We start from the raw sequence: 13,519 nt of genomic DNA on the forward strand, positions 1-13,519 counted from the left end.
CCGTAGCTGTAGGCCGCAGGCTGTAGGCCATACAATCGACTGGTGACTCGTCCGTTCTGCCTGTTGGCCACCGCGACACTGGTCCTTGTCCTCACTGGTGGCCCGATCGCCCCAGTGGCACGGCTCCGCGCCGAGCAAGCACCCCGGGCGGAAAAGCCGTCTCCCGGGGTCGAGCCCATCACGGAAGCGCAGTTGCGCAACTATCTCGCCTTCATCGCCGCCGATGCGCTCGAGGGGCGACAGGCGCCCTCTCGTGGCCTCGACGCCGCGGCCGCGTTCCTGGCATCGCACATGGCGCGCCTCGGCTTGCGGCCGGCAGGAGACGACGGCACCTACCTGCAGTCCATCGCATTGACCCAGCGGCGGGTGGACGTGGACAAGACCAGCCTCGCCGTCGGAAAGCGCACGCTGGATTACGGCGACGACTTCCTGCCTGGGCAGGTGCCCGGCACCGCCGAAGGCCCGGTGGTCTACATCGGTAACGGCACGGTCATCCGTTCCCGCGGCGTCGACCCGTACAAGGACATGGATGTCACAGGCAAGATCGTCGTGTCCAACACGGGACTGCCCGCGGGCCTGACGCCGGCCGACCTGAAGGGCCCGAGCGGCGACGACTGGGAGAGCACCGAACTTGCGGCGCGGCGGCGGGGCGCCGTGGCGGTCCTGTTCCTGCCCGATTACGGCACACTCGAGCGCTGGCCGGGCAGACGCGACGCTCTCCGCGCGCGAACGTCGCTCACGGTGGACGCATTCGCCCAGTCCGATGCCAGGACACTACCGACCGCGACGCTCAGCGCCCGCGGCGTCGGCGCACTCTTCACCGGTAGACAGCTCTCGGCGCAGGAGACGTTCCAGCGTGCCGTGCGACGGGAGCCCGCCGCGCCGTTCGCGCTGCCGGCCGAGATCGTCGTGCGACTCTCCGTCGCCACGACGGACGATCACCCGACGACCAGCAATGTGGTCGCCATCCTCGAAGGCAGCGACCCTGTCCTCAAGCACGAGTACGTCGCCATCGGGGCCCATTACGATCACCTCGGCACCGCCCCCAAGCCTGACGCTGCTGGCGACACCGTTTACAACGGCGCCGATGATGACGGGTCGGGCACCGTGAGCGTGCTGTCGATGGCGGAGGCGTTTGCAACCTCCAGGGTGCGACCGAAGCGCTCCATCCTGTTCGTGTGGCACACAGGCGAAGAGGAGGGGCTGTGGGGCTCGCGGTATTTCACCGACCACCCCACGGTACCGCTCGACCACATCGTCGCGCAGTTGAACATCGACATGATCGGGCGGTCGACTGCCGCCGGCGAACCGCGCGCGACCACTCCGCTGCCCCTGACCGATCCCGACACGGTCTACGTCGTCGGATCGAAGCGACTCTCCGCCGATCTGGCCGGCATCGTCGAACAGGTCAACGAGCGCGGGCATGGCCTGCATCTCGACTACTCGCTCGATGATCCGTCTGACCCGGCGCGAATCTACGAGCGCAGCGATCACTACCAGTACGCCAAGCACGGCATTCCCATCGCGTTCTTCTTCACCGGCGTGCATGGCGACTACCACGGCCTCGACGACGAAATCGACCGCATCGACTTCGTCAAGATGCGGCGCATCGCGCAGTTCGTCTACGGTACGGCGCGGGCGCTCGCCGAGCGCCCGGCGCGCCCGAAGGTGGATGGCGCCCGCGCGGCCACACCGGCAACACCGTAGCGACCGGCACCGGGAAGCGCGAAACGGGTACCGGGTACCGGGTACGGGGTACCGCGCGCCGCGCACCGGGCACGGGGCACCGGGCACCGGGCACCGGGTACTGGAATCCATGAAGGTCGCGTTGGTCATTCACATGCTGTAGCGGTCGCCTTGGTCGACGGGAAGCATCGCGGCTCGAGGCTACGGCTTACGCCGAGCGTGAGACCTGAGACCTGAGACCTGAGACCTGAGACATGAGGCATCAGGCATCAGGCATGATCAGCCGAGATAGGTTCGGCAGCGGATTGACGCAGGATGGGGGGATGCAGTTGCGCATCCCCGGCCTCGCCACGCTCTGCTCAGCTTTCCTGTTCCTCACTGGCGCCGCGCAGACGGCGCAGACTGTCGACTACCCGAACTCGCGCCTCCGGGCCTTGGAAGTGGACGAGGGCGCCCGGCCACTCGTCCTGCTGCATGGCTTCGCGTCCTCGCCGCAGGAATGGCTGCCGTTCGTCGCCACGATCCGTCGTCCGCCGGCCACTCACCTGGTCTTTCCAGAGGGCCCCGACGTTCAGGCCGACGGGCGTGGCCGCGGTTGGTGGCCACTCGATCTCGCCTCGCATCGCGACGGCACCGGGTTGCCCGATCTGTCACGGACACGGCCGGCCGGGCTCGCGGCCGCGGCCGCACGGGTGGAGACGCTGCTCGAGGAGATCACCACGCGCGTCGGCGGTCGGCCGGGTGACGTGGTCCTCGGCGGCTTCTCGCAGGGCGCCATGGTGAGCGCGGAGATCGCATTCCGCTCGGACACGCCGCTCAAGGCGTTGATCCTCCTGGCCCCGACCGTGATCGACGAGCCGAGCTGGCGCGACGGCATCCCCCTCCGGCGTGGCCTGCCGGTGTTCATCGCGCACGGCCGGCAGGACGAGGTGCTGCCCTTCTCCGCGTCGGCGCGCCTGGCCGAAACCCTACGTACGGCTGGCTTGACCGTGACCTGGGTCCCGTTCGACGGGGCACACGACATCCCTCGCCCCATCGTCGACGCCCTCAGCGAGTTCCTGGCTGGCGTCGACCGCTGAGTTGGACCGGTCGCGACAGGTACCGGTGGGTCAAACGCAATCGACATTGCGGCATTCCGGCATTGCCACCTCCAGGTGCCACCCACGGGTGATGTGGAACCCGGCCAGCCCTGCTCTCGTCTGCTACCAATGTGATATCACTTCGACATCACATGGTGCGGCCCCATCCCGGCCGCCTCCCCGGCTGTGCCGGGATGGTTTCAGGAGATGAAGGTCGATGATCCGCGAGCGTGAACGTCAGGTCATGAACGGAGCAGTCGTGCTCGCCGCAGGCGTGGCGGGGCTCTTCGCCACAGTGGCGTGGTTCATCTACGCCATAAAGACCAGGCAACCGGCACATGCCGTTGGAATCGTCCTGCTGCTGGTGGCCAGCCTCGTGGCCCTCGCGGGTCTTTTCACCGTCGCCCCCAACCAGGCACGGGTGCTGCAGCTCTTCGGCGCCTACGTGGGCACCGTCCGGACGCCAGGGCTCCGCTGGGCGAACCCGCTCTATACCAAGCACAAGGTCTCGACCCGCGTCCGCAATTTCGAGTCGGCCAAGCTCAAGGTCAACGACATCGATGGCAATCCGATCGAGATTGCCGCGGTCGCGGTGTGGCGTGTCGTCGACACCGCCGAAGCGGTCTTCGAAGTGGACGACTACAACAACTACGTGCACGTGCAGAGCGAGTCGGCGCTGCGCAACCTGGCGACCAGTTACGCCTACGACGGCCATGACGATCAGGAATCGCTGCGCGGATCGACCGGCAAGATCGCCGAGCACCTGAAGCAGGAGATCCAGGAACGGCTGTCGAAGGCCGGCGTCGAGGTGATGGAGGCCCGCATCAGCCACCTCGCGTATGCCCCGGAAATCGCCGCCGCCATGCTGCAGCGCCAGCAGGCCGGCGCCATCATCGCCGCGCGCCAGCGCATCGTCGAGGGGGCGGTCGGCATGGTGGAGATGGCTCTCGACATGCTGTCGGCCAAAAAGGTGGTCGAGCTCGACAACGAGCGCAGGGCGCAGATGGTCAGCAACCTGCTCGTGGTCCTGTGCGGCGAGCGCGGCACCCAGCCGGTCGTCAACGCCGGCACGATCTACCAGTAACGGCCAAGGTCCACGGACGTCCCTCCCATGGCCGCATCACGCCGCTCGTTCCTGTTGCGCATCGATCCCCCGGTGCTGGAAGCCATCCAGCGCTGGGCGAACGATGACCTGCGCAGCCTGAACGGCCAGATCGAGTTCCTCCTGCGCCGCGCGCTCACCCAGTCCGGACGGGCGCCAGCGCGCATCGTCGTCGACGCGGCGACGCCCGAGGGCGATGCGTCACGGGATGACGTTCCTCCGGTCGACGACGATGCGTGAGCCCATGACGGCTCGCCGCATCATCGGGATCGTCCGGCGGGTGTGGGTGACCACCGGCGGCCTGCTGTTGCTGGGCATGCCCGTCTACGCCTGGTGGACGTATGCCGCGCGACTGCCCGCGGGGGCGCTGGATTCGGACGCCGGCGTCGTCGTGGAGCGGGGCGAGACGCTGCGTTTCATCCCACGCGAATCGGCCCATGATGTCGGCCTGGTGTGGGTCGCGGGGTGCCTGGTGGCACCCGAGGCGTACGCGCCGCTGGGACATGCCATCGCCGCGCGGGGCTTTCCCGTCATCATTTATGGGTTGCCCTGGCGGTGCGCGCCGTTCCCGCAGCAGCGGACGCAGGCCGAAACGGATCTGCGGCGCCTGCTCGAGGTACGACGACCGTCACGGTGGGTACTGGGTGGCCATTCGAAGGGGGCCACGTTCGTGGTGCAGATTGCGGTGCGGCCGCCCGCGTCCTTGCGCGGCCTGGTCATCGCCGGCTCGACGCATCCACGAGACGTGGACCTGTCGGGCACGTCGCTCGCCGTGGCCAAGATCGTCGCGACCGAAGATGGTATCGCGCCCATCGACGTGTCCGAGTCGCGGCGACGCCTGCTTCCGGACGGAGTGACGTGGCACCGCCTCGAGGGCGGCAACCATTCGCAATTCGGCTGGTACGGCACGCAACTCGGCGACGGCACGGCCCGCATCACGCGGGCTCGACAGCACGACTAGGTCGTCGCGGTGGTGCAGGCGATGCTGGAGCGTGTTGGCGCGATGCCCTGAAAACACCGACGGGCGCCGTTTTGCGGCGCCCGTCTCCACGGTGCTGTTCGAATCCAGGAGGCCTGGCCCGCATGTCGTCCGGGCGTCGAGGGCGTCAGCCCTCCTCTTCGTACTCTTCCTCTTCGGGGGGGCCGAGGCGGGTGGAGGGCCGCAGCGATTCGCGGGTATCGAAGAGCGGCAGGCCGGCCACGTGGAGGGTCGACGCGCACTGCGGCGACTTGTTGTCGACAACGACGACAACCGGGCTGCCTTCCACGCCCTCGCGGAACGTGATGCGGCAACCGCAGGCGAGCCGGGCGTGCATGAAACCTTTGAGCATCTGGCGCAATGACCGCAGGACCGATGCCCCGCGACAGCGGGCCGGGTCCACGGCACCCTGCGATCATAGCACCGCCCCGGCGCGCCGGCGTCAGAGCAGGTTCTGGATTTCCTTCTCCATCTGCTCCTTGGACGCCAGCCCCATGTGGCGTTTGCAGATGGTGCCATCGCGCGTGATCATCAAGGTCACCGGCAGGCCCCAGAACGGGCCGAACGCGTTCTCGACGTCCTCGCGCTCGTTGGCCACGAGGAGGGGGTAGTTCACCTTGTACTCGTCCTTGAAGGCCTTGAGCAGGGCCGGGTCGTCTTCGACCTGCACGCCGAGGAAGGCCACGCCCTTGGCCCGGTACTCCTCCTGCAGCTGCACGAACATCGGGGTCTCGAACTTGCATGGACCACACCAGGTCGCGAAGAAGTTCATCATCAGCACCTTGCCCTTGTAATCGGCAAGGTTCACGGTTTTGCCGTCGACATCCTTGACCTGGAAGGCGTAGCTGGCGGGCTTGGCCTTGGCCTCGCACGACGCGGGGGCGGCCTTGGCCGACGACGCGGCCGTCGAGGTGCCGACGGGGATGAAGGGAATGGCGGCAAGGCCGAGGCCCAGGGCAGCCACGCCCGCGAGAATCCAGCGCATGTTCATGATTGGACTACCTTGACCAGCCGGCAGGAGCGCCGGCGGGACCGCGCGCCGACGCGTCGGTCCTCTCACGATACTGCCCCGGCGCGATCAGCGCCAGTCCAGCCCGGCGGTCGCAGCCAAGCTGCCCCGGAATGCGTCCAATTGAATCGGTGACGAGTTGTGCCAGCCCCCACCGATTGCGGGGTACTCCTTCCCCGAGTACCATGGCCGCATCTGAGCTGCCCAGCTGTGTGCCCAGCGCCTGCCTTTTTGCACGACCGAGGAGATTGCATGCTTACGCCGTTGCGTGCGTGGCGGCGCGCCGCTGCCCTGGGCGTCCTGTTGGCGACCCTGGGGGCGCCAGCGCTCGCGCAGACGCCCTTCGTTCCCTACTTCGGCAAGAACGAAGTGCGGTACGACTCCTTCAAGTGGCAGATCTACACGACTGACCACTTCGAGATCTATTACTACCCGGAGACCGAGCAGCACCTCGAGCGCGTGGCGGGGTACGCCGAGAGCGCGTACCAGAAGCTCTCCTCGGAGTTGAAGCATGACCTCGCGTTCAAGATCCCGCTCCTGATTTTCAAGACGCAGTCTGAATTCCAGCAGCAGAACGTCATTCCCGGCGCGGTCAGCGAAGGCGTCGCGGCGTTTGCCGAGCCGACCCGCAATCGCATGCTGCTGCCGGTGGACGAACCGCCCGACATGCTGTATCGGCTCATCACCCACGAGCTGACGCACATCTTCGAGTTCGACATCATTCCGCGGTCACTCGTCCGCCGCACCGTCCCCCTGTGGGTGGACGAGGGCCTGGCTGACTACATGGCCGGGGTGTGGCGCCCGATGGACCTGATGCTGGTCCGCGATGCGACCGTCGCCGACATCATCCCGAAGATGACGAAGTTCGAGGGCTACGGCCAGTTCACGAACCCCCGGGTGGTGTACGACCTGGGACACGCGGCGTTCGAGTTCATCGAGGCCAAGTGGGGCAAGGAAGGCATTCGCCAGTACCTGTTCTCGCTGCGCAAGAGTGTCATCGGCGGCGGCGAAGCTGCCTACGAAGAGGCGCTTCGCGTCACGGCCGACGAGTTCGACCAGCAGTTCGAGAAGTACATGAAGGACCGGTTCAAGCCGTTCCGCGACAAGGAACGGCCGGCCGACTATGGCCGCGACCTCGCACCCGAGCGTGGCGAAACCAAGTTCTCCGCCGTCCTCACGGTCGAGCCCTCGCCGTCGGGGGAGCTGCTGGCCGCGGTGGCTGGCAACGTCAAGGAGGGTGAGCTCGACGTCGTGCTGCTCTCCACCAAGGACCGCACGGTGGTGCGGAACCTCACGCCCGGCTTCAGCAAGGACACCGGGTTCGAGTACATCGCCGTGCCCGGTGCCCGCTGGAACACAGTCCCCTGGCTGGCATGGGCGCCGACCGGCGATCGCATCGCCTACTTCGCCCGCACCGAGAAGCAGCGGTCCCTGATCCTGCAGAACATCGTCACCGGCAAGATCGAGAAGCGGTACTACCTGGCGTCGGTCGACGCGCCGGAGTCGCCGGAGTTCTCGAAGGACGGCCGCCGCGTGTACTTCTCGGGCCTGCGCAACGCCATCGGCGACATCTTCGAACTCGATCTCGAGACGACCGAAGTACGCAACCTGACGTCGGACGCCTTTGCCGACTACGCGCCGGCGGTGTCGCAGGACGGGTCCTACCTCGTGTACATGGCGCGCATCAGCGGCAACGACAAGCTGTTCCGCCTCGATCTCGCGAGCGGCAACAAGACCCAGCTGACCTTCGGCACCCACGACGAGGCGGCCGCCCAGTTCATGGACGCCAACACGCTCGTCTTCGCCTCCACCGCGGTCGATCCCGCCGCGCCGGTGGACCCGGAAGTGGTCAAGAACGGCGAGATCTTCAATCTCTGGACGCTCGACCTGAAGAGCGGTGCGCTGAAGCAGTACACCGACACGCTCACGAGCAACGTGTCGCCGGTGCCCTTGGCCGATCCCGAGGGGCCGAAGGTCGCCTTCGTGACCTACTACAAGGGCGAGTACGGCATCCACACCCTGAACCTGCGGGAGCCGATCGCCGCCGCCACGTCCGCGGACTTCGGCGAGCCCGGACCGGTGATCGACTTCCAGGCGCCGCTCACGCACACGCTGATCCCGGCCAACAACCGGGTCAAGGGCCGATTCGAGAAGATGTTCCTCGACGGCCGTCCGCCGATCAACGTCGGCGTCACCAGCGGCGGCGACCTCTTCGGCGGCACCGCAATCTCGTTCAGCGACGTCCTCGGCGACCAGAACTTCACATTCTTCGCCGCGTCGGTCGCGCAGTACCGCACGTTTGCCGGCTCGTATACGAACCTGTCGCGCCGCGTGCAGTACTCCATCCAGGCGTTCTCGCAGACGCAGTTCTATTACGGCCTGCAGCCGGGCTACTACGACCCGTCGCTGGCGTACTTCCTGGACCGCGACGACGCCGTCGCGACCCGCACGATCAACGGCGCGAGCGCGTTTGCGATTTACCCGTTCAATCGCTATACGCGGCTCGAACTGTCAGGCGGCATCTCCTATTACGACGAAGGCTTCGAGAACCAGCAGCTGGAGGATTACTCGAACTCCTACCAGGAGGCGCTGTACGGCCAGTCAGCCTTCAACAACGGCTTTGCGATGCCCCTCACGGTCGCTCTCACGCGCGAGACGACGGTGTTCCGCGAGTACGGACCGCTGGCCGGGCACACGTTCCGGGCGGCGTACACGGTTGCGCCCAAGGTCGGCGACTCGCTGTCGCGGCAGACTTTCGACGGCGATTTCCGCTACTACCAGCGCATCGCGACCAACGGCGTCGCGGCGTTCCGGTTCCGCGGCTTCAACAGCACGGGAGACACGCCGGACTACTTCTACTACGGCGGCAACTCCGAACTGCGTGGTTACGACTACCTGCAGTTTGTCGGCAACAAGGGCTTCTTCGCCAACGCGGAACTGCGGTTCCCGCTGATCGAGGCGATGCTCACGCCGATTGGCGTGCTCGGGGGCGTGCGGGCCGTATTCTTCGGCGGCATCGGCGGCTCGAGCCTGTTCGGACGGCCGACGACGACAGGCTTCAGCACTGGCCAGCCCGACGCGAAGTACAACTTCGCGACGACATCGGACGAAGTGGTCAGCCCGATCGTCGGCTTCAACCAGGACCCGACCACGGGCATTCCCATTCCGATCTATGGAGAACCGCGTGTCGTCAGCGGCTTCCGCCTCGTCGACGGCCGCGCCTCCTACGGCATGGGACTCGAGACGTTCCTCCTCGGCTTCCCGATCCACTTCGACTGGTCCTGGAAGACCCTGTTCAACAAGGACTGGGAAGACATCGCCTTCTCATACCTCGGGGGCAGCTCGGAGTTCCGCAAGTCCCGCTTCCAGGTCTGGATCGGGTACGACTTCTAGCGGAAAGGTACTAGCGGAAAGGTAAAAAGGGGAAAGAACGAAAAGGGCGAAAAGGGCGAAAAGACAGAATCGAAGGATGAAGGCCGATACAGTTGAAGGCGAATCGAGGAAGGGCACGCCCGCCCTTCCTTCCACTTCTTCAGCCTTCAATACTTCGGATAACCTTTACGCTTCGGTTCTGCCGTTTCGCCCCTTTTGCCCTTTTCGCCCTTTTTACCTTTGACTCCGCTCACTCCGCTCTCCCCGTCCGCGTCGGCAACCGAGATGGTCCAGGTGGTGTTGCCGAATGACGCCAATCCGCTCGGCTTCATCCTCGGCGGGACGGTGATGCACCTCATCGACATCGCCGGGGCGATTGCCTGTTTCCGGCATGCCCGCCAGAGGGTCGTGACGGTGGCGGTCGACGGGTTGCAGTTCCTCCACTCGATCAAGGTCGGCGACCTGATCATCCTGAGCGCGCACGTCACCGCGACGTTCCGGACGTCGATGGAAGTGGAAGTGCGGGTGATGAGCGAGCAGACGCTGACCGGCAAGCGCACGCTGACCTCGCATGCGTACCTGACGTTTGTGGCCATCGACGCCGACGGGCGACGCGTCGCGGTACCGGCACTGGTGCTGGAGTCGGATGAGGAACGTCAGCGCGCCGAGCAGGCGCGCGTGCGGCGTGACGCGCGCCTCACCGCCAGGGCCCACCTCGCCGAACTCGAAGCGGAGCTGGACGCGTAACGGTAACTTAACGCTTAACGCTTCACGCTTCACGCCGAACGAACACCTCAGGGCTTGCGGTTTAGTGTCTCGAGTCGCAAGTCTCAGGTCTCAGGTCTCAGGCAATTGCCACGGCCCAAGGCCCAAGGCCTAGCGTGGTGTAGGCGTCGACCTTGGTCGACGCTCACGGTCAAGCATCAAGCATCAAGCTTCAAGCTTCAAGCTTCAAGCTTCAAGCGTTGGGCGTTAAGCGTTAGGCGTTTGCGTCAATCGTCCAGCCGCATCAGCCCCTCGTCGATGTCGAGCGAGACGCGGTACTTGCTGAGGAACTTGTGCCCCAGGATGCCACCCAGTTCGTAGCCCAGGAGCACACTCGGGGCGCGCAGGTTGAGCACGACCAGGGAGGTCTGCGCCATGCGCACGTCATCTACTTCGAGGTCCACGCCGGGCAGCAGGAACGCGTCGCGGTCCCAGCCCGACGAACCGTAGACCTTCAAGGGAATGCGGCGGAACCGGCCGAGCTGTTCGAGGCCGATGGCCGCGGTGCGGCTGATCGAGATGGCCTGGCCGCCGGTGTCGATGACGAATGCCGCGGGCCGATCGCCGTTCAGGCGGCCGCGTACCGTCGCGAGCCGATGCATCCAGAGCGGCGCCTCCATCGTGGCCGTGCCCTCGGCCTTCGGCAGGGTGCGCGCGACGATGACCTGCTTCTTCTCGTAGTCCACGCGCATCGACAGTCCGACCGCGAGGGGTGAGAACGCGTCGATGTCGGCCGTCGGGAATTTCTTCAGTGGCGGATCCTTGATCATCGTCGGCACGTGTTCGATCGTGAGCGTGCCGATTTCGAGCTTGTTGATGCGCGCGAGCTTGAGGCGGCGCAGTCCGACGTCGCCGACGCCGGCACTGAGCGTCTCGGCCACCGAGTAGACCTGGGCCCGCTGCGCGGCGTCCTCGGAGAGCACGGTCATCTCCGCGCCAGTGTCGAGCACGAGATCTGTGTTGATGCGGCCGTTGATCCTGGCCTTGACAAACAGCTTCTCGCGTTCCTCGCGGAACGGAATCACGTGCACCTGCGTGACCACGTCCTCGCCCATCGAGAGCGGCGTGCGTTCGCCGAAATGGCGCAGGAACTTCATGCGCGCCCGGGCAAGCCTGATCTGATCCTTGAAGCCCTTCTCCGGCAGCAAGCGGAGATAGCGCTCGAGTTCGTCGGCTGCGACGTCGTAGTGGCCGAGGCGCTCCAGGAGGTAGGCGCGGGTGTGATGGTATTCCGCCACTTCCGGGTCACCCTCGATCGCGCGCTCGACGGCGACCAGTGCGTCGGCAGTCTTGCCACGCGCGTCGAGCACGCGGGCGATGCCATGCAGCGCTGCCGGATAACGCGCGTCCAGGGTGAGCGCCGTGGTGTACCGGGCATGGGCCTCCTCGAAATGCCCCGTGCTCCAGAGCGTTTCGGCGTGCAGCGAGAGGTCCTCGGTCCCGACGCTGGAGGTGACCAGCGAGCTGGCCTCCTGCTCGGCGCGCCCGAAGTCGCCCACCCGCAGGAGCGAACGCACCACCAGTCGCGTGACCTGCGTCTTGAGCTCGGGATCGTACTCGCGCGCCCGGACGAGTGCCTGCACCGCCTCGCGGTACTTGGCATCGGCAAACAGTTGCGTGCCGCGGGTGAATTCGGCCTGCGCGGTCAGCGGGGTTCCGGCCTGGGGGACCACGGTGGCCATCGCGACGGCCGCGGACGCGGCCGCGATCCCCGCGAGCAGTCGGGGTCGGAGTGTGAACAGAGGGTGGACGAGACGGGACATCTTCACCAGCCTGGACCGGTCAACCCGGTCGGTTCTTCCCCGTTGGACAGCGTTCGACGCCGTCTCGTCCCCGCGAGCGGCACCGTCCTACTTCTGGTAGTGCTCGGCGTTCTTCTCGATATACGCCTTCCACTGGTCAGGCACTTCATCCATCGCGAAGATCGCCTCCACGGGGCACGCCGGCACGCAGGCGCCGCAATCGATGCACTCGTCCGGGTGGATGAACAGCATCTGCGTCGCGTCGTAATCGCCCTCATCCTTCCGCGGGTGAATGCAATCGACGGGGCACACGTCCACGCAGGCCGTGTCCTTGGTCCCGATACAGGGTTCGGTAATAACGTACGCCACGAGTCCTCCTGAAGAAAGAACTATCGCTCTGTCCCCGGCTCGCGGAGCCGGGTTGGCAACGCCGGCCCGACGTCGGCCGACAAGTATCCGAGCCGCACGGACGTCGCCCGTGCCAGATCCCACGCCGCCGGCACGTGCTCGTCGTGCAGCGGTCCCTCGTCTCGCCCGTGGGTGAACACCCCCACACGAGCGACTTCCTGCCCCCGATAGTCACGCACGGGGGCGCACGCGCAGTTCAGGCGGTATCCGTCTGCGGCACCATCGTCGCCAAACCGCCGCACCACGTCCGCCGACCGGGAGACGTCCCCGCTCGCACACAGTCGCGCACAACTCAGGCGCCGCTGCTGGCCTTCGGCAAAGAACAACGAACAGTGCCCCGGCATGGGCTTGCCGTAGGCCGTATACATCGCCGCCGCGTCGTCCTGGCCGCCCCAGACGTAGGTGACTTCCCCTGCCGGCAGCGACACGAATGCGCGCGCCGTGGTGCGGCTGGCGTAGTCGCGCAACGGCGGGTAGGCATGCAGGCGCAGTTCGGAGCCGTTCAAGTACCGGAAACTCATGTCCAGGAGCTTGAGGGTGAGCACGTAATGTCCGCCCTCCCGCTCCTGCCGGACGAACCCGCGACGTCGCAGCACCAGCAGCAACCGGTGCGCCGTCGCCGCCGGGAGTCCTGACAGCCGTGCCAGATCGCGCAATGGCATGCCACGCGGTTCTCCGCTCAGGACCTCGAGCAGGTGCAACGCCTTGTCGGCGGATGTCTGGCTGGCCATGTTCCAACATGCGGAACGCCGTTCCGCGTGATGAAATGATACTCACCAACGCGCCGGGGAACTAGGCCTGTCGAGGTCGGGATTCAGTCCCTGGCAGGACGCCGGGTGATCCGCGCTCGCCCGCCAAACGGCGAGGCCACAACCGCATAATGCACGCATGGTTGTGCTTGGGCGGTGGTGTCTGGCGGTGGTGGTCGCCGGACTGGGGTTCGGCGCCGCGTGTGGCGGTGGCAGTAACCCGACCACACCCAGTTCGCCCGTTGGCACCGGGCTGACCATGACGGTCGATGCCGGCGGGGTCCTGTGGCCGAAGGAGCTGGTGGTCACCCCAGGCAGTCGCGTGATCTTCGTCAACCAGAGTTCCCGCGCCCGGCAGGTCAGTTCCGACCCGCACCCCGACCACACGGACTGCCCGGAGATCAACCAGGTGGGCTTCCTCGGCCCCGGGACCAACCGCGAGACCGGCAACCTGAACATCGTGCGCACCTGCGGCGTCCACGATCACGACGACCCGGACAACGCCAACATGCGGGCCCGTATCGTCGTGCGGTAACTCGCCGCGCACCGGGGCTCGCACTCGGCATTCCGGCATTCCGGCATTTCGGCATTGCGGCATTAATGTGTGTGTGCTCTTGCCACCAATGTT

The 13,519-nt window shown here is 66.3% G+C and carries 13 protein-coding genes; 8 read left to right on the top strand and 5 right to left on the bottom strand.

Features of this window, described 5'->3' with window-relative positions:
• Positions 1–42: 42 nt before the first annotated feature.
• From LuPra_RS23240 to LuPra_RS23260, 5 genes are all read left to right on the top strand, one after another.
• Positions 43–1,707, top strand: coding sequence for a M20/M25/M40 family metallo-hydrolase (locus LuPra_RS23240; protein ID WP_110172963.1), 1,665 nt, complete (start codon positions 43–45; stop codon positions 1,705–1,707).
• Positions 1,708–1,961: 254 nt separating this feature from the next.
• A complete protein-coding gene (locus tag LuPra_RS23245; protein ID WP_157899567.1) occupies positions 1,962–2,765 on the top strand; it encodes an alpha/beta hydrolase in 804 nt (267 codons plus the stop codon).
• 217 nt (positions 2,766–2,982) lie between these two features.
• Positions 2,983–3,849, top strand: a complete 867-nt coding sequence (locus LuPra_RS23250) for an SPFH domain-containing protein (protein ID WP_110172965.1) — start codon at positions 2,983–2,985, stop codon at positions 3,847–3,849.
• Positions 3,850–3,876: 27 nt separating this feature from the next.
• Complete coding sequence (locus tag LuPra_RS23255; RefSeq protein WP_110172966.1) at positions 3,877–4,107, top strand: type II toxin-antitoxin system antitoxin; 231 nt, start codon at positions 3,877–3,879, stop codon at positions 4,105–4,107.
• A gap of 4 nt (positions 4,108–4,111) precedes the next feature.
• Positions 4,112–4,828 carry an alpha/beta hydrolase gene (locus LuPra_RS23260; RefSeq protein WP_157899568.1) on the top strand — a complete coding sequence of 239 codons (717 nt, stop codon included), beginning with the start codon at positions 4,112–4,114 and terminating at the stop codon, positions 4,826–4,828.
• Positions 4,829–4,973: 145 nt separating this feature from the next.
• Here LuPra_RS23260 and LuPra_RS23265 read toward each other — a convergent pair whose 3' ends face one another.
• Both LuPra_RS23265 and LuPra_RS23270 read right to left on the bottom strand, forming a co-directional pair.
• The gene (locus tag LuPra_RS23265; RefSeq protein ID WP_162472807.1) at positions 4,974–5,207 is read right to left on the bottom strand and encodes a hypothetical protein; all 234 of its coding nucleotides are present in this window, start codon (positions 5,205–5,207) and stop codon (positions 4,974–4,976) included.
• 81 nt (positions 5,208–5,288) lie between these two features.
• Complete coding sequence (locus LuPra_RS23270; protein WP_110172969.1) at positions 5,289–5,837, bottom strand: TlpA family protein disulfide reductase; 549 nt, start codon at positions 5,835–5,837, stop codon at positions 5,289–5,291.
• A gap of 270 nt (positions 5,838–6,107) precedes the next feature.
• Here LuPra_RS23270 and LuPra_RS23275 point away from each other — a divergent pair, with 270 nt between their 5' ends.
• The gene (locus tag LuPra_RS23275) at positions 6,108–9,248 is read left to right on the top strand and encodes a PD40 domain-containing protein (RefSeq protein ID WP_110172970.1); all 3,141 of its coding nucleotides are present in this window, start codon (positions 6,108–6,110) and stop codon (positions 9,246–9,248) included.
• A 219-nt stretch (positions 9,249–9,467) separates the two neighbouring features.
• Positions 9,468–9,974, top strand: coding sequence for an acyl-CoA thioesterase (locus LuPra_RS23280; protein WP_234800523.1), 507 nt, complete (start codon positions 9,468–9,470; stop codon positions 9,972–9,974).
• A 245-nt stretch (positions 9,975–10,219) separates the two neighbouring features.
• Here LuPra_RS23280 and LuPra_RS23285 read toward each other — a convergent pair whose 3' ends face one another.
• The 3 genes from LuPra_RS23285 to LuPra_RS23295 form a co-directional block, all read right to left on the bottom strand.
• Entirely contained in the window at positions 10,220–11,755 is a 1,536-nt protein-coding gene (locus LuPra_RS23285) for a retroviral-like aspartic protease family protein (protein WP_157899570.1), read from the bottom strand.
• A gap of 87 nt (positions 11,756–11,842) precedes the next feature.
• The gene (locus LuPra_RS23290) at positions 11,843–12,103 is read right to left on the bottom strand and encodes a 4Fe-4S dicluster domain-containing protein (RefSeq protein ID WP_110172973.1); all 261 of its coding nucleotides are present in this window, start codon (positions 12,101–12,103) and stop codon (positions 11,843–11,845) included.
• A gap of 20 nt (positions 12,104–12,123) precedes the next feature.
• On the bottom strand, positions 12,124–12,873 hold the full coding sequence (locus tag LuPra_RS23295; protein ID WP_110172974.1) for a helix-turn-helix domain-containing protein: 750 nt from the start codon (positions 12,871–12,873) through the stop codon (positions 12,124–12,126).
• A gap of 157 nt (positions 12,874–13,030) precedes the next feature.
• Here LuPra_RS23295 and LuPra_RS23300 point away from each other — a divergent pair, with 157 nt between their 5' ends.
• The gene (locus LuPra_RS23300) at positions 13,031–13,426 is read left to right on the top strand and encodes a hypothetical protein (protein ID WP_157899571.1); all 396 of its coding nucleotides are present in this window, start codon (positions 13,031–13,033) and stop codon (positions 13,424–13,426) included.
• Positions 13,427–13,519 lie beyond the last annotated feature (93 nt).

Origin of the sequence: Luteitalea pratensis (assembly GCF_001618865.1) — a bacterium.
Lineage (GTDB): Bacteria > Acidobacteriota > Vicinamibacteria > Vicinamibacterales > Vicinamibacteraceae > Luteitalea > Luteitalea pratensis.